Origin of the sequence: Enterobacter sp. BNK-14, from assembly GCF_047456095.1 — a bacterium.
GTDB lineage: Bacteria > Pseudomonadota > Gammaproteobacteria > Enterobacterales > Enterobacteriaceae > Enterobacter > Enterobacter kobei.
Genome location: NZ_CP179897.1, coordinates 3,485,479 through 3,504,404 on the forward strand (window position 1 = coordinate 3,485,479; position 18,926 = coordinate 3,504,404).

Below are 18,926 nucleotides of genomic sequence, written 5' to 3' on the forward strand. Positions count from 1 at the left end.
TCCAGTCCTTGCAGGAAATTTAGAGCGACTTTAACAAAAAATCGCCCTGAATTGATCGATAGCTGTTATCGCCGGGGCAAATCATCCCAGGTGCCAGGGGCAAGTTGTGACGCAATTTCGGGGTAACGTGACGCATCAAATACCGGGGCAACCCCCAGCTTGCGCTGGCGAAGATAATCTTTGGCAATAAGCGTCACAACGGGGGAGAGCAGCAGGATCGCCGTCAGGTTAGTGATTGCCATTAGCGCCATAATGACATCCGCCAGCTGCCAGATCATAGGCATCGTCAGAAGGGCGCCCGCGAACACCATCAGTATCACCCCCAGGCGAAGCAGGAGGATAGCAGGGCGAGCGTTGAATCTCAGGAAAATGAGGTTGTTTTCAGCGTACAGATAGTTGACCACAATTGAGCTGAAGGAGAACAACATCAGTATGAGCGAGACAAAGCCAGCCCCCCAGCCGCCGGTCAGGTTCACCAGCGCCTGCTGAAGAAATTGTATCCCGACGGCATCCGAGGTATGGGGGACCGGGCCGGCCAGCAGGAGGATCATGGCACTGGCGGAACAGATGATCACCGTATCCATAAAGACGCCGATCATCTGCACAATACCCTGCGCAGCCGGGTGTGGCGGCCACGAAGAGGCGGCCGCTGCGACGTTGGGAGTGGAACCCATTCCGGCTTCATTGGAGAACATGCCCCGTTGAAAACCTGCCATCAATGCCTGGCTCAGGGTATAGCCCAGCGCGCCTGATGCGACTTCTCGCCAGCCAAAGGCGCTTTTAAAAATGGACGCAATGACCCCCGGAACCTGTTCGAAATGCAGTGCTGCAACGACCAGACTCGCGGCAACCCAGAGCAGGGCCATAATGGGCACCAGCCACTGCATTAGGCGGGCGACGCCCCTAAGGCCGGCAGAAATGGCGAGCAAAACAAAGAGGGCTAACACGCTGCCCGTGAGCCACTCCGGACAGGAGAAGGTATAGCGCAGAGCATGGGCAACCGAGTTTGACTGGACGGTATTAAAAATGAGGCCGTATGCGAACAGTAAAAAAAGCGAGAACAGCACGCCCATCCAGCGCATCCCTAAGCCACGCGCCATATACCATGACGGGCCGCCACGAAACTGTCCGCTTTTATCCTTCTCTTTGTAGAGTTGCGCCAGCGAACTTTCGGCGAAAGAGGTGGCCATTCCCAGAAGTGCCGTGACCCACATCCAGAACACTGCGCCAGGCCCTCCTGCGCTGATGGCCAGCGCAACGCCTGCCAGATTGCCGCTGCCAAGGCGTGCCGCAAGGCTGGTACACAGCGCCTGAAACGAGGTGAGTCCGCCCGGATGGGGCGTGACGCTGTTTTTCAGACTTCTGCCAAACTTGCGAATATAGCGAAACTGGATAAACCCACTGCGTAGCGTAAACCAGATACCTGCTCCCAGGAGCAGGTAAATCATTATCGAACCCCAGAGGACTTCGTTAATAAAGAAAAAGAAATCAGGCATTAACGTCCCTCTTGTTGATGCCAACGTGAATATGTAAGCGCTACCACTGATTGGGCATGCTGTTGCTTAGCAGCCTGTTAATATTCTCAGTTTATCATACTCTGCCTAAGCGCACTGTCTGCGGTTGCGCTACCCCTCCGTCGTGTTATCATCAGGGCAGACCGGTTACATCCCCCTAACAAGTAAACCTGTCATTTTTCCGCTGCAGGCATGCTGTCGGTAGCGTGAATTATCCAGGGCACGTTAAAAGAGAAACACTATCATGACGGATAAATTGACCTCCCTTCGTCAGTTCACCACTGTCGTAGCTGACACCGGAGATATCGCGGCAATGAAGCTGTACCAGCCGCAGGATGCCACAACTAACCCTTCTCTGATCCTTAACGCCGCACAGATCCCTGAGTATCGCAAACTGATTGACGAGGCCGTGACCTGGGCGAAAGCACAGAGCAATGACCGCGCGCAGCAGGTTGTGGATGCCACTGATAAACTGGCCGTGAACATCGGTCTGGAAATTCTGAAACTGGTCCCGGGCCGTATCTCCACCGAAGTGGATGCACGTCTGTCCTACGACACCGAAGCGTCAATTGCTAAAGCAAAACGTCTGATCAAACTGTACAACGATGCGGGCATCAGCAACGACCGTATCCTGATCAAACTGGCGTCTACCTGGCAGGGCATCCGCGCGGCGGAGCAGCTGGAAAAAGAAGGCATCAACTGTAACCTGACCCTGCTGTTCTCCTTCGCGCAGGCGCGTGCTTGTGCTGAAGCTGGCGTATACCTGATTTCTCCGTTCGTAGGCCGTATTCTGGACTGGTACAAAGCCAACACCGACAAGAAAGAGTACGCGGCTTCTGAAGATCCAGGCGTGGTTTCCGTGACTGAAATCTACGAATACTACAAACAGCATGGTTATGAGACCGTGGTGATGGGCGCAAGCTTCCGTAACGTCGGTGAAATCATCGAACTGGCTGGCTGTGACCGCCTGACCATCGCCCCTGCGCTGCTGAAAGAGCTGGCAGAAAGCGAAGGTACCATCGAGCGCAAACTGTCCTACACCGGTGAAGTGAAAGCACGCCCAGAGCGCATCACTGAATCCGAGTTCCTTTGGCAGCACAACCAGGATCCAATGGCGGTAGACAAACTGGCGGACGGTATCCGTAAGTTTGCTATTGACCAGGAAAAACTGGAAAAAATGATCGGCGACCTGCTGTAATCATTCTGCGTGACCGGGTCCCCGGTCACGCTACTTCTTTCGTACTCTGTCTGAATTTCCCCTCTGCGTGTATCATTCCCTTTAATCAGTACTTTTTGAATGGAATGGATATGAATACCTTACGCATCGGCTTAGTGTCGATTTCCGACCGCGCCTCCAGCGGCGTTTACCAGGATAAAGGCATCCCTGCTCTGGAAGAGTGGCTGGCAAGCGCGTTGACCACCCCGTTTGAGATCCAGACCCGCCTGATCCCGGACGAACAGCCAATCATCGAGCAGACCCTGTGTGAGCTGGTCGATGAAATGAGCTGTCACCTTGTGCTGACGACGGGCGGAACCGGCCCTGCGCGCCGCGATGTTACCCCGGACGCGACGCTGGCGATTGCCGATCGTGAAATGCCAGGCTTCGGTGAACAGATGCGTCAGATCAGTCTACACTTTGTCCCGACAGCCATTTTGTCTCGCCAGGTGGGGGTGATCCGCAAACAGGCGCTGATTCTGAACCTGCCGGGCCAGCCGAAGTCCATCAAAGAGACGCTGGAAGGACTGAAAGCGGAGGATGGCAGCGTCATCGTCCACGGCATCTTTGCAAGTGTACCGTATTGTATACAGTTGCTGGAGGGGCCGTACGTCGAGACGGACGACAAAGTGGTAGCAGCATTTCGTCCTAAAAGCGCCCGCCGCGAGACAATCTCCTGAAATTAATTAAAATGTGACATTAGCGTCAGCCGCAGTGGCGTGTAAATGGATTTACGATATAGTAATTTTTTCTTTACGATTGCTGTAAAAAATAATCCACAACACATGCACAATGGTTCGCTATGTCACATAACACCCGACCTCTGAATCGACAGGATTACAAAACCCTCACGCTCGCCGCTCTGGGCGGCGCGCTGGAGTTTTACGACTTCATCATCTTTGTTTTCTTCGCCGCTGTGGTAGGGGAGTTGTTCTTCCCGGCGGATATCCCGGAATGGCTGCGACAGGTGCAAACCTTCGGCATTTTTGCTGCCGGATATCTGGCACGTCCGCTGGGCGGCATTGTGATGGCGCACTTTGGCGATCTGGTCGGGCGCAAGAAAATGTTTACCCTGAGTATCCTGCTGATGGCCGTGCCGACGCTGGCGATTGGCCTGCTGCCAACCTATGCCTCAATGGGTATTGTTGCCCCGTTATTGCTGCTACTGATGCGTATTCTTCAGGGGGCGGCGATCGGTGGTGAGGTACCGGGGGCGTGGGTGTTTGTTGCGGAACATGTTCCGGCGCGCCGCATTGGTATCGCCTGCGGCACCTTAACCGCGGGGTTAACGGTGGGGATTTTGCTTGGTTCCGTCGTTGCGACCATTGTAAACACCAGCATGACGCAGCAGGCTGTGCACGACTGGGGCTGGCGCTTACCGTTCCTGCTGGGCGGAGCGTTTGGCCTGGTGGCGATGTACCTGCGTCGCTGGTTGCAGGAGACGCCGATTTTCCTTGAGATGCAGCAGCGCAAAGCGCTGGCTCAGGAGTTGCCGGTCAAAGCCGTGGTGGTGCGCCATAAAAAAGCGGTCGTGGTGTCGATGCTGCTCACCTGGCTTCTCTCGGCGGGCATCGTAGTGGTGATTTTGATGTCGCCGGTCTGGCTGCAAAAACAGTACGGGTTCGCCCCGGCAGTGACGTTACAGGCGAACAGTATCGCGACCATTATGCTTTGCTTTGGCTGTCTTGCCGCCGGGCTGGCTGCCGATCGTTTCGGTGCCAGCGTGACCTTTATCGTCGGCAGCCTGTTACTGGCCGTATCAAGCTGGGCGTTTTACCATTTGGCAGGCAGCCACCCTGAACAGCTGTTCCTGCTGTACGGTGTGGTAGGCCTGTGCGTAGGCGTTGTCGGGGCGGTACCGTATGTGATGGTACGCGCGTTTCCACCTGAGGTGCGCTTCACCGGCATCTCATTTTCTTACAACGTCTCGTATGCCATCTTTGGCGGACTGACGCCGATTGCCGTGACGGTATTAATGGGTGTGTCTCCCCTGGCGCCGGCCTGGTACGTGCTGGCGTTATCGTTAATGGGGCTGGTATTGGGGGTTTGGCTTCGGCAGTCAGGGGAAAATCGTGCCCGCGAGGCGGGCACGACAGACGAATCAGTGTTTTTCACCAATCGGTAGAATAGTGCGGCCGAACTGCTCGTTCAGCACTTCACCCATGGCCAGGTAGATAGCGCTTGCGCCGCATACCAGGCCAATCCAGCCTGCAACGTGTACGATGCCTTCGTTATCCACCAGGTGGCCGATGGCCAGCAGGGCGAACAGTACGGTCAGGCTCAGGAAGACGAACTGCAGCGCGCGGTTCCCCTTCAGCGTGCCGAAGAACATGAACAGGGTGAAGACGCCCCACAGACCCAGATACACGCCCAGGAAGTGGGCATTCGCTGCGTCTGCCAGACCCATTTTAGGCATCAGCAGGATAGCGACCAGCGTCAGCCAGAACGAGCCGTAAGAGGTGAAGGCGGTTAAGCCGAAGGTGTTGCCTTTCTTATATTCCAGCAGACCCGCGAAGATTTGTGCGATGCCGCCGTAAAAAATGCCCATCGCCAGGATAATGCCATCCATCGGGAACATCCCGATGTTGTGCAGGTTCAGCAGGATAGTGGTCATGCCAAAACCCATCAGGCCCAGCGGAGCCGGATTAGCCAACTTAGTGTTGCCCATAAGTCCTCAAAAAAAATCATCATTAATATGGTGAAATGGTTAAACCCGCGTCATTACTCCCTGACGGGGCGCGGCATCATAATGGGCGCAATCGATGCCGTCTATGATCTCATCAGGGTGAAATTAAAAATTTTTTTACGCTTGCCCCTTGATGGATGCCGTAGCGACCCCATCTTGTAGTCAACCGCAGTGTGTGGACCTGAAAAAAATCAAATCTGGGCAGTTGAAAAAGCACGTTCTGCCCTTATTACAGGTACACAACCACATGTTGACTGAATTTTTAGTGGAGACGTTTAGATGGGTAAAATTATTGGTATCGACCTGGGTACGACCAACTCTTGTGTAGCGATTATGGACGGCACTACTGCACGCGTGCTGGAGAACGCCGAGGGCGATCGCACCACGCCTTCTATCATTGCTTATACCCAGGATGGTGAAACTCTGGTTGGTCAGCCGGCTAAACGTCAGGCAGTGACAAACCCGCAAAATACCCTGTTTGCGATTAAACGCCTGATCGGCCGCCGCTTCCAGGACGAAGAAGTTCAGCGTGACGTTTCTATCATGCCTTATAAAATCATCGCAGCAGATAACGGCGATGCATGGCTTGATGTGAAAGGCACCAAAACTGCACCACCGCAGATCTCTGCTGAAGTGCTGAAAAAAATGAAGAAAACTGCTGAAGATTACCTGGGTGAGCCAGTAACTGAAGCCGTTATCACCGTACCTGCCTACTTTAACGATGCTCAGCGTCAGGCTACCAAAGATGCTGGCCGTATCGCAGGTCTGGAAGTAAAACGTATCATCAACGAACCTACCGCAGCGGCTCTGGCTTACGGTCTGGATAAAGAAGTGGGCAACCGCACTATCGCGGTTTACGACCTGGGTGGTGGTACCTTCGATATCTCTATTATCGAAATCGACGAAGTTGACGGCGAAAAAACCTTCGAAGTTCTGGCAACCAACGGTGATACCCACCTGGGTGGTGAAGACTTCGATACCCGTCTGATCAACTACCTCGTAGACGAGTTCAAGAAAGATCAGGGCATCGACCTGCGTAACGACCCGCTGGCCATGCAGCGCCTGAAAGAAGCCGCTGAGAAAGCGAAGATCGAACTGTCTTCCGCTCAGCAGACCGACGTTAACCTGCCGTACATTACTGCAGATGCGACCGGTCCTAAACACATGAACATCAAAGTGACCCGTGCAAAACTGGAAAGCCTGGTCGAAGACCTGGTGAACCGTTCTATCGAGCCACTGAAAGTTGCTCTGCAGGATGCTGGCTTGTCCGTGTCTGATATCAATGACGTTATCCTCGTTGGTGGTCAGACCCGTATGCCAATGGTCCAGAAGAAAGTGGCTGAGTTCTTCGGTAAAGAGCCACGTAAAGATGTTAACCCGGACGAAGCCGTTGCTATCGGTGCTGCCGTTCAGGGTGGTGTATTGACCGGTGAAGTGAAAGACGTTCTGCTGCTGGACGTTACCCCGCTGTCTCTGGGTATCGAAACCATGGGCGGCGTGATGACTGCGCTGATCACTAAAAACACCACTATCCCGACCAAGCACAGCCAGGTGTTCTCTACCGCTGAAGACAACCAGTCTGCGGTAACCATCCATGTGCTGCAGGGTGAGCGTAAACGTGCGTCTGATAACAAATCTCTGGGTCAGTTCAACCTGGATGGTATCAACCCGGCACCACGCGGCATGCCGCAGATCGAAGTGACCTTCGATATCGATGCTGACGGTATCCTGCACGTTTCCGCGAAAGACAAAAACAGCGGTAAAGAGCAGAAGATCACCATTAAGGCTTCTTCCGGTCTGAACGAAGAAGAGATCCAGAAAATGGTTCGTGAAGCAGAAGCGAACGCGGAATCTGACCGTAAGTTCGAAGAGCTGGTTCAGACCCGTAACCAGGGTGACCATCTGCTGCACAGCACCCGTAAGCAGGTTGAAGAAGCGGGCGACAAACTGCCAGCGGAAGATAAAACGGCTATCGAAGCTGCACTGACCGCGCTGGAAACGTCTCTGAAAGGCGAAGACAAAGCGGATATCGAAGCGAAGATGCAGGAGCTGGCACAGGCTTCCCAGAAGCTGATGGAAATTGCTCAGCAGCAGCACGCGCAGCAGCAAGCGGGCGCTGAAGCTTCCGCGAACAACGCGAAAGATGACGACGTTGTCGACGCTGAGTTCGAAGAAGTTAAAGACAAAAAATAATCGCCCTGATGCAGGGTAATTAATCGGCACGGGCGTAGGAGAACTCTCCACGCCCGTGCTCGCATGTTAAGGGGCTTAAAAAAACCAATGGCAAAGCAAGACTATTACGAGATTTTAGGCGTTCCGAAAACTGCGGAAGAGCGTGAAATCAAAAAGGCGTATAAGCGCCTGGCCATGAAATTCCACCCGGACCGCAACCAGGGGGATAAAGAGGCTGAAGCAAAATTTAAAGAGATCAAAGAAGCCTACGAAGTCCTGACCGATGCACAAAAACGTGCGGCCTATGACCAGTACGGCCACGCAGCCTTTGAACAGGGCGGCATGGGCGGCGGCGGATTCGGTGGCGGCGGCTTTGGCGGCGGTGCTGATTTCAGCGACATCTTCGGCGACGTGTTCGGCGATATCTTTGGCGGCGGTCGTGGTCGTCAGCGCGCAGCGCGCGGCGCAGACCTGCGCTACAACATGGAGCTGACGCTGGAAGAGGCCGTTCGCGGTGTCACCAAAGAGATCCGTATCCCGACGCTTGAAGAGTGTGACGTGTGCCACGGCAGCGGCGCGAAAGCGGGTACCCAGCCGCAGACCTGTCCAACCTGTCACGGTTCCGGCCAGGTGCAGATGCGTCAGGGCTTCTTCGCAGTACAGCAGGCCTGTCCTCACTGTCATGGCCGCGGTACGCTGATTAAAGATCCGTGCACTAAATGCCACGGTCATGGTCGCGTTGAGAAAACCAAGACCCTGTCCGTCAAAATCCCGGCAGGCGTGGATACTGGCGACCGCATCCGTCTGGCAGGTGAAGGTGAAGCCGGTGAGCACGGCGCACCGGCAGGCGATCTGTACGTTCAGGTTCAGGTGAAGCAGCATGCCATCTTCGAGCGTGAAGGTAACAACCTGTACTGTGAAGTGCCGATCAACTTCGCCATGGCGGCGCTCGGTGGTGAAATTGAAGTGCCTACACTGGATGGTCGCGTCAATCTGAAGATCCCGGGCGAAACCCAGACCGGTAAGCTGTTCCGCATGCGTGGTAAAGGCGTGAAGTCCGTTCGCGGCGGTGCTCAGGGCGACCTGCTGTGCCGTGTGGTTGTAGAAACCCCAGTGGGGCTGAACGACAAGCAGAAACAGCTACTGAAAGAGCTGCAGGAGAGCTTTGGCGGCCCAACGGGCGAGAAAAACAGCCCGCGCTCCAAAAGCTTCTTTGATGGCGTCAAAAAATTCTTCGACGATTTGACCCGCTAATCTGTTAGCCGGTTTTCCACGATATAAAGCCCGGAAGCGATTCCGGGCTTTTTTATTTTGGGGGATAGATCGGTAAAACTGAGTCTACACTCAATATTAATCTGTTTTTGCCGAGCTATTTGGCTTGGTATTATGGTTTTATCGAGGTATTGTTGTAAAAGAGAGAACTTAAATGAAATTACTACACCGTTTCTTTAGCAGTGAGGCGTCCGGTGGTGTGATCCTGATTATTGCCGCGGCAGCCGCAATGGTGCTGGCGAACCTGGGCATGACGCGCGATCTCTATCACGCATTTTTGGAAACACCCGTTGAGCTGAAGGTCGGGGCGCTGGAAATTAACAAGAACATGCTGCTGTGGATCAACGATGCGCTAATGGCGGTGTTCTTCCTGCTGGTGGGACTTGAGGTCAAACGGGAGCTGGTGTTGGGCTCCCTCGCCAGCCGTCAGCGCGCCGCCTTTCCGGTGATCGCCGCTATCGGCGGGATGGTCGTTCCGGCACTGCTGTTCCTTGCGTTTACCTGGCAGGATCCTGTTGCGCGTGACGGGTGGGCTATCCCGGCGGCAACGGATATCGCGTTTGCGCTCGGTGTCTTAGCCTTGCTCGGCAGCCGCGTGCCGATGGCGTTGAAAATCTTCCTGATGGCGCTGGCGATCATTGATGATCTGGGCGCGATCGTGATTATCGCGCTGTTTTATACCAGCGATCTGTCGATTCTGTCGCTGAGCGTGGCGGCAGGCGCAATTGCGGTCCTGGCGCTGCTGAACATTTTCAATGTCCGCCGCATCGGCATTTACATCCTCGTGGGGATGGTACTCTGGACAGCGGTATTGAAATCCGGCGTGCATGCCACGCTGGCCGGGGTAATTGTTGGCTTCTTTGTGCCGCTAAAACCGCAGGAGGGTAAATCCCCTGCTAAACAGCTTGAGCACGTCCTGCACCCGTGGGTCGCCTTTATGATCCTGCCACTGTTTGCCTTTGCTAACGCTGGTGTTTCCCTGCAGGGCGTGACGCTGGATGGGCTGACGTCTGTCCTGCCGCTGGGCATTATTGCCGGGCTGTTTATTGGTAAACCGCTGGGGATCAGCCTGTTCTGCTGGCTGGCGCTGAAGATGAAGCTGGCATCGCTGCCGAACGGCACCACCTTTGGTCAGATTATGGCTGTCGGCGTGCTGTGTGGTATTGGATTTACCATGTCGATCTTTATCTCGACGCTGGCGTTTGGCACAAATGCCCCTGAACTCATCGTCTGGGCGAAGCTCGGCATTCTTATCGGGTCATTACTGGCCGCGGTAATCGGTTATACCTTGTTGAAGGTGAAATTGCCCGGACAGGCTGTCCAGGCATAACGGAAACCGGGAGAAGATGAGCCTTCTCCCGTTACATACTCAGGGAGTGAAGACGCTATGTCTCATTTGAATTACAACCATCTTTACTACTTCTGGCACGTCTACAAGCAGGGCTCGGTGGTGGGGGCGGCTGAGGCGCTCTATCTCACGCCGCAGACCATTACCGGCCAAATCAAGGCGCTGGAAGAGCGCCTGCAGGGCAAGCTGTTCAAGCGTAAAGGCCGCGGGATTGAGCCAAGCGAACTTGGGGAACTGGTCTTTCGCTATGCGGACAAGATGTTCACCCTGAGCCAGGAGATGCTGGATATCGTCAACTATCGCAAAGAGTCTAACCTGCTCTTTGACGTCGGCGTGGCGGATGCGCTGTCCAAACGGCTGGTGAGCGGCGTGCTGGATGCCGCGGTGGTGGAAGATGAACAAATCCATCTGCGCTGCTTTGAATCCACCCACGAGATGCTGCTGGAACAGCTGAGCCAGCATAAGCTGGATATGATTATCTCGGACTGCCCCATCGACTCCACGCAGCAGGAAGGGCTGTTCTCAGTGAAGATTGGCGAATGCGGTGTCAGCTTCTGGTGCATTAATCCACCGCCGGAAAAACCCTTCCCGGCCTGTCTGGAAGAGCGTCGCTTATTGGTGCCGGGAAGGCGGTCAATGCTCGGGCGTAAGCTGTTGAACTGGTTCAACTCGCAGGGGCTGAAGGTGGAGATCCTCGGTGAATTCGACGATGCGGCACTGATGAAAGCCTTTGGCGAAGCGCACAATGCCATCTTCGTTGCGCCAACGCTGTACGTGCTCGATCTCTATTCAGACAACAAGATTACGGAGATTGGCAGAGTGGATAACGTGATGGAGGAGTATCACGCCATATTTGCCGAAAGAATGATTCAGCACCCGGCGGTGCAGCGAATCTGCAACCGTGACTACTCGGCGCTGTTTACGCCACCGGCAATCTGAAGACATAAAAAAACCCGCGTTAAGCGGGTTCTTTAAACAAGCAACAACAAGTAGCGATTAAGCCAGTTTGTTGATCTGCGCGGTCAGGTTTGCTTTATGACGCGCTGCTTTGTTTTTGTGGATCAGACCTTTAGCAGCCTGACGATCCACGATTGGTTGCATTTCGTTAAATGCGTTCTGCGCTGCAGCTTTGTCGCCAGCTTCGATTGCTGCGTATACTTTCTTGATGAAAGTACGCATCATAGAGCGACGGCTTGCGTTGTGCTTACGAGCCTTTTCAGACTGAACGGCACGTTTCTTAGCTGATTTGATATTAGCCAAGTCCAACTCCCAAATATGATCTATGTGGACAATTCAAAGGCCGAGGAATATGCCCTCTTTGCCTTCTTTTGTCAATGGATTTGTGCAAATAAGCGCCGTTAAAAAGCGACGCTACGTTACGTAGTGATGGCGCAGGATTCTACCAGCTTGTCTTGCGTGAATACAGCCTTTCGGCATAAAAATCGCAGTTCACGAGCAGATTTTTTCGCTGTGAAAGGTCAGCCTGATGAAATCATTACGGCTTTCTGTTTTGCGCGAACAATCGCCGGTTAACCTTAACCGCGGTACAAGGTATACTTTGGCGATTTTCACTGTTTTGAGCCAGACATGAAGCTGATACGCGGCATACATAATCTCAGCAGCGCACCACGCGGGTGCGTGCTGACTATTGGTAATTTCGACGGCGTGCATCGTGGTCATCAGGCGCTGTTGCAGGGATTGCGTAAAGAAGGGGAGGCCCGTGGCCTGCCCGTGGTGGTGATGATTTTCGAACCGCAACCGCTGGAGCTGTTTGCGGGGGATAAATCGCCCGCCCGTCTCACTCGCCTGCGTGAGAAGCTGCGCTACCTGGCAGAGTCCGGCGTGGACTACGTGCTGTGCGTGCGTTTCGATCGTCGCTTTGCCGCACTGACAGCACAAAATTTCGTCAGCGACCTGCTGGTTAAGCGTCTTGGCGTACAGTTTCTCGCCGTGGGGGATGATTTCCGCTTTGGCGCTGGTCGGCAGGGCGATTTCTTGCTATTACAGAAGGCGGGCCTGGAGTACGGTTTTGACGTGACCAGCGCGATGACCTTCTGTGAAGGCGGCGTGCGCGTCAGCAGCACGGCGGTGCGTCAGGCGCTGGCGAATGATGAACTGGATACGGCAGAAACGCTGCTGGGGCATCCGTTTACCATCTCAGGCCGCGTCGTGCATGGCGACGCCCTGGGGCGCACGATAGGTTTCCCGACGGCGAATATCCCGCTGCGTCGTCAGGTTTCCCCGGTTAAAGGGGTCTATGCGGTGGAAGTGGCAGGACTGGGCGATAAGCCGTTTTACGGCGTTGCCAACATTGGCACGCGTCCCACTGTCGCCGGTGTACGTCAACAGTTAGAAGTGCACCTGCTGGACGTTGTAATGGACCTTTATGGTCGCCATATAGATGTAATACTGCGTAAAAAAATACGCAATGAGCAGCGATTTGCTTCACTGGATGAACTAAAAGCGCAGATTGCGCGTGATGAATTGACGGCCCGCGAGTTTTTTGGGCTATGAACCCGGCTTAAATGCCTACGTGATAAATACGGAACCGAGAATCTGATGAGTGACTATAAATCAACCCTGAATTTGCCGGAAACAGGGTTCCCGATGCGCGGCGATCTCGCCAAGCGCGAACCGGGAATGCTGGCGCGTTGGACCGATGATGACCTGTACGGCATCATTCGTGCAGCCAAAAAAGGCAAAAAAACCTTCATTCTGCATGATGGCCCTCCCTATGCGAATGGCAGCATTCATATTGGTCACTCTGTAAACAAGATTCTGAAAGACATTATCGTGAAGTCCAAAGGCCTCACGGGATATGACTCGCCTTACGTTCCGGGCTGGGACTGCCACGGTCTGCCAATCGAGCTGAAAGTAGAGCAAGAGTTTGGCAAGCCAGGTGAGAAGTTCACCGCCGCTGAGTTCCGAGCAAAATGCCGCGAATACGCTGCCACGCAGGTTGACGGCCAGCGTGCGGACTTTATCCGTCTGGGCGTATTGGGCGACTGGTCGCACCCGTACCTGACTATGGACTTCAAAACTGAAGCCAACATCATCCGTGCGCTGGGCAAAATCATCGGTAACGGCCACCTGCACAAAGGCGCGAAGCCGGTGCACTGGTGCGTGGACTGCCGTTCTGCGCTGGCAGAAGCCGAAGTAGAGTATTACGACAAAACCTCGCCTTCTATCGACGTGGCGTTCGACGCCGTCGATCAGGATGCGGTGAAAGCCAAATTTGGCGTCTCCTCCGTTAACGGCCCGGTCTCGCTGGTGATCTGGACCACCACGCCGTGGACGCTGCCAGCCAACCGTGCAATCTCCCTGTCCGGTGAGTTTGACTACGCGCTGGTGCAGATTGAGGGTCGCGCGGTTATCCTGGCGAAAGATCTGGTGGAGAGCGTGCTGAAACGCGCGAACATCACCGACTACACCGTGCTGGGTACCGTGAAAGGCGACGCGCTGGAACTGATGCGCTTCAAACACCCGTTCCTGGGCTTCGACGTTCCGGCCATCCTGGGCGACCACGTTACGCTGGAAGCCGGTACCGGTGCGGTACACACCGCCGGTGGTCACGGCCCTGACGACTACAACATCAGCCTGAAGTACGGTCTGGAAATCGCTAACCCGGTGGGGCCGGACGGCTCGTACCTGCCTGGTACTTATCCGGCTCTGGACGGTATCAACGTCTTTAAAGCCAACGACATCATCGTGGATATGCTGCGCACCAGCGGCGCGCTGCTGCACGTTGAGAAAATGCAGCACAGCTATCCATGCTGCTGGCGTCACAAGACGCCGATCATCTTCCGTGCAACCCCGCAGTGGTTCGTCAGCATGGATCAGAAAGGCCTGCGTGAGCAGTCTCTGAAAGAGATCAAAGGCGTGCAGTGGATCCCGGACTGGGGCCAGGCGCGTATCGAATCCATGGTCGCTAACCGTCCTGACTGGTGTATCTCTCGTCAGCGTACCTGGGGCGTGCCGATGTCTCTGTTCGTGCATAAAGAGACGCAGGAACTGCACCCGAATACCCTGGAACTGATGGAAGAAGTGGCGAAGCGCGTCGAAGTTGACGGCATTCAGGCGTGGTGGGATCTCGATGCCCGCGACATCCTGGGCGCGGACGCGGACAACTACGAGAAAGTGCCAGATACCCTGGACGTGTGGTTCGACTCTGGTTCGACCCACGCCTCGGTGGTTGACGTGCGTCCAGAGTTTGCCGGTCACGCTGCCGACATGTATCTGGAAGGGTCTGACCAACACCGCGGCTGGTTCATGTCATCCCTGATGATCTACACCGCCATGAAAGGTAAAGCACCTTATCGCCAGGTACTGACTCACGGCTTCACCGTGGATGGTCAGGGTCGTAAGATGTCTAAATCCATCGGGAACACCGTTTCTCCGCAGGATGTGATGAACAAGCTGGGCGCAGACATCCTGCGTCTGTGGGTGGCTTCTACCGACTACACCGGCGAAATGGCGGTGTCTGACGAGATCCTGAAGCGTGCTGCCGACAGCTATCGTCGTATCCGTAACACCGCGCGCTTCCTGCTGGCGAACCTGAACGGTTTTGATCCAGTGAAGGACATGGTGAAACCGGAAGAGATGGTCGTGCTGGACCGCTGGGCGGTAGGCTGTGCGAAAGCGGCGCAGGACGATATCCTGAAAGCCTATGAGTCTTATGATTTCCACGAAGTGGTGCAGCGCCTGATGCGCTTCTGCTCCATCGAAATGGGCTCGTTCTATCTCGACATCATCAAAGACCGCCAGTACACCGCGAAAGCGGACAGCGTGGCGCGTCGTAGCTGCCAGACCGCCCTGTTCCACATCGCTGAAGCGCTGGTTCGCTGGATGGCGCCGATCATGTCCTTCACCGCAGATGAAATCTGGGGCTACCTGCCAGGCGACCGTGAGAAATATGTCTTCACGGGCGAGTGGTACGAAGGTCTGTTCGATCTCTCCAGCACCGAAGCGATGAACGATGCCTTCTGGGACGAGCTGCTGAAAGTGCGTGGTGAAGTGAACAAGGTTATCGAGCAGGCGCGTGCGGACAAGAAAGTCGGCGGCTCTCTGGAAGCGGCAGTAACCCTGTACGCCGAACCTGAGCTGGCGGCAAAACTGACCGCGCTGGGTGATGAATTACGATTTGTCCTGTTGACCTCCGGTGCGAAAGTTGCGGATTATGCCGAGGCCTCTGCTGATGCTCAGCAGAGCGAGCTGCTCAAAGGACTGAAAGTCGCGCTGAGCAAAGCCGACGGTGAGAAATGCCCGCGTTGCTGGCATTATACCACGGATGTCGGCCAGGTGGCGGAACACGCAGACATCTGCGGACGCTGTGTAAGCAACGTCGCCGGTGACGGCGAAAAACGTAAGTTTGCCTGATGAGTAAAACTCTCTGTTCAACAGGACTGCGCTGGCTGTGGCTGGTTGTGGTAGTGCTGATTATCGATCTGGGCAGCAAGTTCCTGATCCTCCAGAACTTTGCTCTGGGGGAGACGGTCCCGCTGTTCCCGTCGCTTAACCTGCACTACGCACGTAACTACGGTGCGGCGTTTAGCTTCCTTGCTGACAGCGGTGGCTGGCAGCGCTGGTTCTTCGCGGGTATCGCTTTAGGTATTTGCGTCATACTGGCAGTGCTGATGTACCGTTCGAAGGCAACGCAAAAGCTGAATAACATCGCCTACGCGCTGATCATTGGCGGCGCGCTGGGCAATCTGTTCGATCGCCTGTGGCACGGCTTTGTGGTCGATATGATCGACTTCTATGTCGGCGACTGGCACTTCGCGACCTTTAACCTCGCCGATAGCGCAATTTGCATCGGTGCGGCGTTAATCGTGCTGGAAGGTTTCTTGCCGAAACCGGCCGCGAAAGAGCAGGCGTAAGCATCAATGCCGGGTGGCGCTACGCTTACCCGGCCTACAGAATTTGTGGCCTCCCGTAGGCCCGGTAAGCGTAGCGCCACCGGGCAACAGGTGACCCAAAACAAGCGAGCAATTTGCATGTCTAAATCCGTACAGAGCAACAGCGCGGTTCTCGTCCACTTCACGCTGAAGCTGGATGATGGCTCCACGGCTGAATCCACCCGCAATAACGGCAAACCGGCCCTGTTCCGTCTTGGCGATACCTCCCTGTCTGAAGGTCTTGAGCAGCAGCTTCTTGGCCTGAAAGAGGGCGAGAAAAAAGCCTTTTCGCTGGAGCCAGATGCTGCGTTTGGTGTGCCAAGCCCGGATCTGATCCAGTATTTCTCGCGTCGCGAATTTATGGACGCAGGTGAGCCGGAAATCGGGGCGATTATGCTCTTTACCGCTATGGACGGCAGCGAAATGCCTGGTGTGATCCGCGAAATCAATGGTGACTCCATTACCGTTGATTTCAACCATCCGCTTGCCGGGCGTACCGTTCATTTTGATGTTGAAGTGCTGGAGATTGACCCAGCACTGGAGGCCTGAAATGCAGATCCTGTTGGCTAACCCGCGCGGCTTCTGCGCCGGTGTAGACCGCGCTATCAGCATTGTTGAAAACGCGCTGGAAATTTACGGCGCGCCGATTTATGTGCGTCATGAAGTGGTGCACAACCGCTACGTGGTCGACAGCCTGCGCGAGCGTGGTGCTATTTTCATCGAGCAGATTAGCGAAGTGCCGGACGGCGCGATCCTGATCTTCTCCGCGCACGGCGTCTCTCAGGCCGTCCGTAACGAAGCGAAAAGCCGCGATCTGACGGTCTTTGATGCCACCTGTCCGCTGGTGACGAAAGTACATATGGAAGTGGCGCGCGCCAGCCGTCGTGGTGAAGAGTCGATTCTGATTGGCCACGCGGGTCATCCGGAAGTCGAAGGCACGATGGGGCAGTACAGTAACCCGGAAGGGGGCATGTACCTGGTGGAGTCGCCTGAAGATGTCCTGACGCTGAACGTCAAAAACGAAGCCCGTCTGTCGTTTATGACCCAGACGACGCTCTCCGTTGACGATACCTCTGACGTGATTGACGCACTGCGCCAGCGCTTCCCGAAGATCGTCGGGCCGCGTAAAGACGATATCTGCTACGCCACCACCAACCGTCAGGAAGCGGTGCGCGCGCTGGCTGAACAGGCGGATGTGGTGCTGGTGGTCGGCTCGAAAAACTCCTCTAACTCTAACCGTCTGGCCGAACTGGCACAGCGTATGGGTAAAGCGGCATTTCTGATCGACGACGCGACGGATATTCAGGAAGCGTGGGTGAAAAATGCGGCCTGCGTCGGCGTGACCGCAGGCGCTTCCGCGCCGGATATTCTGGTGCAGAACGTCATTGTCCGCCTGCAGGAACTCGGCGGCGGCGAAGCGGTTCCGCTCGAAGGACGCGAAGAGAACATTGTTTTCGAGGTCCCGAAAGAACTGCGTATCGATGCGCGCGAAGTGGAATAACCCCTTATCTGATGAAAGGCCAGCATCTCATGTGCTGGCCTTTTTTTTGCCCCGTACTTTATCGTGACGACAAAATCATGTCTTTTACTGATATTTAAGTCTGTTTCACGTTAAATTCTAATTATCGGTGTTTTCAGTTGGCAGCCTTTGCGAAGGCTGGTTAATCTGAAAACGATTTACATCATTTTAACGTAAGAGAATAACTATGCATGATGCACAGATCCGTGTCGCCATTGCGGGCGCGGGTGGACGTATGGGCCGTCAGCTGATTCAGGCGGCACTTCAGATGGATGGCGTGGCACTGGGCGCGGCGCTGGAGCGTGAAGGGTCATCACTGTTGGGAGCCGATGCAGGTGAACTGGCGGGCGCAGGAAAGACCGGCGTCACCGTACATAGCAGCCTGGAAGCGGTTAAGGATGACTTCGATGTATTTATCGATTTTACCCGCCCGGAAGGGACGCTGACGCATCTGGCGTTTTGCCGTCAGCACGGTAAGGGGATGGTGATCGGCACCACCGGCTTTGACGACGCAGGTAAGCAGGCCATCCAGGATGCATCGAAAGAAATTGCGATTGTCTTCGCGGCAAACTTTAGCGTGGGCGTTAACGTCATGCTGAAGCTACTGGAGAAGGCGGCGAAGGTGATGGGCAACTACACCGACATTGAGATTGTTGAAGCGCACCACCGCTACAAAGTTGATGCGCCGTCAGGCACGGCGCTGGCGATGGGCGAAGCGATTGCTCATGCACTCGATAAAGATTTGAAAGACTGCGCGGTCTATACCCGCGAAGGTCATACCGGCGAACGCGTACCGGGCACGATTGGTTTTGCTACCGTCCGTGCGGGTGACATCGTCGGCGAACATACGGCGATGTTCGCCGATATTGGCGAACGCGTCGAAATTACGCATAAAGCTTCCAGCCGAATGACGTTTGCCAATGGTGCAGTGCGTTCCGCTTTGTGGCTGAAAGGCAAGAAGAGCGGCCTTTTTGATATGCGAGATGTGCTTGATCTCAACAATCTGTAAGCATTATTACCCATCGTGATGTGGTTATTGCAGTCGTAATATATTGATTGCATAGGGCAATATTTTATTGCCCTTTTATTTTACCTCATTTTATTTAATTCTTGCTCTAAAGCTTAAAAATAAGAAGTTTTATCTCTTGTTTTCGTTACTGAAATGTAAATTTTGACCATTTGGTCCACTTTTTACTGCCTCGCCGAATAATTTTTCATTAAACCTTGCACGCAAGCGTTTTCTACAGTGATTTACCTGATCTTTTTGTCGCTTAAGTGGCTTTACTCTCGCCAGGCTTGTAAAAG

Annotated in this window: 16 protein-coding genes; 13 read left to right on the forward strand and 3 right to left on the reverse strand. The window is 54.7% G+C overall.

All coding sequences use genetic code 11. The features are described 5' to 3' along the window. Nucleotides 1-65: 65 nt before the first annotated feature. The gene (locus ACMGGM_RS16625) at nt 66-1,496 is read right to left on the reverse strand and encodes an alanine/glycine:cation symporter family protein (RefSeq protein WP_023336743.1); all 1,431 of its coding nucleotides are present in this window, start codon (nt 1,494-1,496) and stop codon (nt 66-68) included. A gap of 262 nt (nt 1,497-1,758) precedes the next feature. On the opposite strand from ACMGGM_RS16625, the gene tal reads away from it, so the two are divergent. The 3 genes from tal to ACMGGM_RS16640 all read left to right on the forward strand — a co-directional run bounded on the left by tal (nt 1,759) and on the right by ACMGGM_RS16640 (nt 4,855). Further along, complete coding sequence (gene tal / locus ACMGGM_RS16630) at nt 1,759-2,712, forward strand: transaldolase (RefSeq protein WP_014882487.1); 954 nt, start codon at nt 1,759-1,761, stop codon at nt 2,710-2,712. A gap of 110 nt (nt 2,713-2,822) precedes the next feature. Then, nucleotides 2,823-3,410, forward strand: a complete 588-nt coding sequence (gene mog, locus ACMGGM_RS16635) for a molybdopterin adenylyltransferase (RefSeq protein WP_032637529.1) — start codon at nt 2,823-2,825, stop codon at nt 3,408-3,410. A 122-nt stretch (nt 3,411-3,532) separates the two neighbouring features. Beyond that, the gene (locus ACMGGM_RS16640; protein WP_045135535.1) at nt 3,533-4,855 is read left to right on the forward strand and encodes an MFS transporter; all 1,323 of its coding nucleotides are present in this window, start codon (nt 3,533-3,535) and stop codon (nt 4,853-4,855) included. Here the strand turns inward: ACMGGM_RS16640 and satP are convergent. Next, nucleotides 4,832-5,398 (reverse strand): acetate uptake transporter, encoded by a 567-nt coding sequence (satP, locus tag ACMGGM_RS16645; RefSeq protein ID WP_023332055.1) that lies wholly within the window; start codon nt 5,396-5,398, stop codon nt 4,832-4,834. The two genes, ACMGGM_RS16640 and satP, sit on opposite strands and share 24 nt — an antisense overlap. Nucleotides 5,399-5,695: 297 nt before the next feature. Here satP and dnaK point away from each other — a divergent pair, with 297 nt between their 5' ends. From dnaK to nhaR, 4 genes are all read left to right on the forward strand, one after another. After that, the gene (gene dnaK / locus ACMGGM_RS16650; RefSeq protein ID WP_045135534.1) at nt 5,696-7,609 is read left to right on the forward strand and encodes a molecular chaperone DnaK; all 1,914 of its coding nucleotides are present in this window, start codon (nt 5,696-5,698) and stop codon (nt 7,607-7,609) included. Between the two features lie 87 nt (nt 7,610-7,696). Then, complete coding sequence (gene dnaJ, locus ACMGGM_RS16655; RefSeq protein WP_014830600.1) at nt 7,697-8,842, forward strand: molecular chaperone DnaJ; 1,146 nt, start codon at nt 7,697-7,699, stop codon at nt 8,840-8,842. Between the two features lie 172 nt (nt 8,843-9,014). Beyond that, entirely contained in the window at nt 9,015-10,190 is a 1,176-nt protein-coding gene (gene nhaA, locus ACMGGM_RS16660; RefSeq protein WP_063943959.1) for a Na+/H+ antiporter NhaA, read from the forward strand. Between the two features lie 57 nt (nt 10,191-10,247). Further along, complete coding sequence (gene nhaR, locus ACMGGM_RS16665; RefSeq protein ID WP_014882493.1) at nt 10,248-11,147, forward strand: transcriptional activator NhaR; 900 nt, start codon at nt 10,248-10,250, stop codon at nt 11,145-11,147. A 57-nt stretch (nt 11,148-11,204) separates the two neighbouring features. Here nhaR and rpsT read toward each other — a convergent pair whose 3' ends face one another. Then, nucleotides 11,205-11,468, reverse strand: a complete 264-nt coding sequence (gene rpsT, locus ACMGGM_RS16670; RefSeq protein ID WP_003856458.1) for a 30S ribosomal protein S20 — start codon at nt 11,466-11,468, stop codon at nt 11,205-11,207. A 327-nt stretch (nt 11,469-11,795) separates the two neighbouring features. Between rpsT and ribF the strand changes: the two genes are divergently transcribed. The 6 genes from ribF (at nt 11,796) to dapB (ending at nt 18,630) form a co-directional block, all read left to right on the forward strand. Beyond that, nucleotides 11,796-12,722: a bifunctional riboflavin kinase/FAD synthetase gene (gene ribF, locus ACMGGM_RS16675; RefSeq protein WP_096217623.1), complete on the forward strand. Its 927-nt coding sequence runs from the start codon at nt 11,796-11,798 to the stop codon at nt 12,720-12,722. Nucleotides 12,723-12,767: 45 nt separating this feature from the next. Beyond that, complete coding sequence (gene ileS, locus ACMGGM_RS16680) at nt 12,768-15,584, forward strand: isoleucine--tRNA ligase (RefSeq protein ID WP_414149050.1); 2,817 nt, start codon at nt 12,768-12,770, stop codon at nt 15,582-15,584. Beyond that, nucleotides 15,584-16,084, forward strand: a complete 501-nt coding sequence (lspA, locus tag ACMGGM_RS16685) for a signal peptidase II (RefSeq protein ID WP_008502034.1) — start codon at nt 15,584-15,586, stop codon at nt 16,082-16,084. The genes ileS and lspA overlap by 1 nt, the downstream gene beginning before the upstream one ends. Before the next feature lie 117 nt (nt 16,085-16,201). Continuing rightward, nucleotides 16,202-16,651, forward strand: coding sequence for an FKBP-type peptidyl-prolyl cis-trans isomerase (gene fkpB, locus ACMGGM_RS16690; RefSeq protein ID WP_003856450.1), 450 nt, complete (start codon nt 16,202-16,204; stop codon nt 16,649-16,651). 1 nt (nt 16,652) lies between these two features. Next, nucleotides 16,653-17,603 carry a 4-hydroxy-3-methylbut-2-enyl diphosphate reductase gene (gene ispH / locus ACMGGM_RS16695; RefSeq protein ID WP_014882496.1) on the forward strand — a complete coding sequence of 317 codons (951 nt, stop codon included), beginning with the start codon at nt 16,653-16,655 and terminating at the stop codon, nt 17,601-17,603. Between the two features lie 205 nt (nt 17,604-17,808). Continuing rightward, entirely contained in the window at nt 17,809-18,630 is an 822-nt protein-coding gene (dapB, locus tag ACMGGM_RS16700) for a 4-hydroxy-tetrahydrodipicolinate reductase (protein WP_023332060.1), read from the forward strand. Nucleotides 18,631-18,926: the final 296 nt, after the last annotated feature.

Coding starts and splice junctions, on each gene's coding strand:
- satP (WP_023332055.1), bottom strand. CDS start 5,398: ATGGGCAACACTAAGTTGGCTAATCCGGCTCCGCTGGGCCTGATGGGT.
- nhaR (WP_014882493.1), top strand. CDS start 10,248: ATGTCTCATTTGAATTACAACCATCTTTACTACTTCTGGCACGTCTAC.
- dnaJ (WP_014830600.1), top strand. CDS start 7,697: ATGGCAAAGCAAGACTATTACGAGATTTTAGGCGTTCCGAAAACTGCG.
- tal (WP_014882487.1), top strand. CDS start 1,759: ATGACGGATAAATTGACCTCCCTTCGTCAGTTCACCACTGTCGTAGCT.
- lspA (WP_008502034.1), top strand. CDS start 15,584: ATGAGTAAAACTCTCTGTTCAACAGGACTGCGCTGGCTGTGGCTGGTT.
- nhaA (WP_063943959.1), top strand. CDS start 9,015: ATGAAATTACTACACCGTTTCTTTAGCAGTGAGGCGTCCGGTGGTGTG.
- ribF (WP_096217623.1), top strand. CDS start 11,796: ATGAAGCTGATACGCGGCATACATAATCTCAGCAGCGCACCACGCGGG.
- dnaK (WP_045135534.1), top strand. CDS start 5,696: ATGGGTAAAATTATTGGTATCGACCTGGGTACGACCAACTCTTGTGTA.
- ACMGGM_RS16625 (WP_023336743.1), bottom strand. CDS start 1,496: ATGCCTGATTTCTTTTTCTTTATTAACGAAGTCCTCTGGGGTTCGATA.
- dapB (WP_023332060.1), top strand. CDS start 17,809: ATGCATGATGCACAGATCCGTGTCGCCATTGCGGGCGCGGGTGGACGT.
- ileS (WP_414149050.1), top strand. CDS start 12,768: ATGAGTGACTATAAATCAACCCTGAATTTGCCGGAAACAGGGTTCCCG.
- ACMGGM_RS16640 (WP_045135535.1), top strand. CDS start 3,533: ATGTCACATAACACCCGACCTCTGAATCGACAGGATTACAAAACCCTC.
- mog (WP_032637529.1), top strand. CDS start 2,823: ATGAATACCTTACGCATCGGCTTAGTGTCGATTTCCGACCGCGCCTCC.
- ispH (WP_014882496.1), top strand. CDS start 16,653: ATGCAGATCCTGTTGGCTAACCCGCGCGGCTTCTGCGCCGGTGTAGAC.
- fkpB (WP_003856450.1), top strand. CDS start 16,202: ATGTCTAAATCCGTACAGAGCAACAGCGCGGTTCTCGTCCACTTCACG.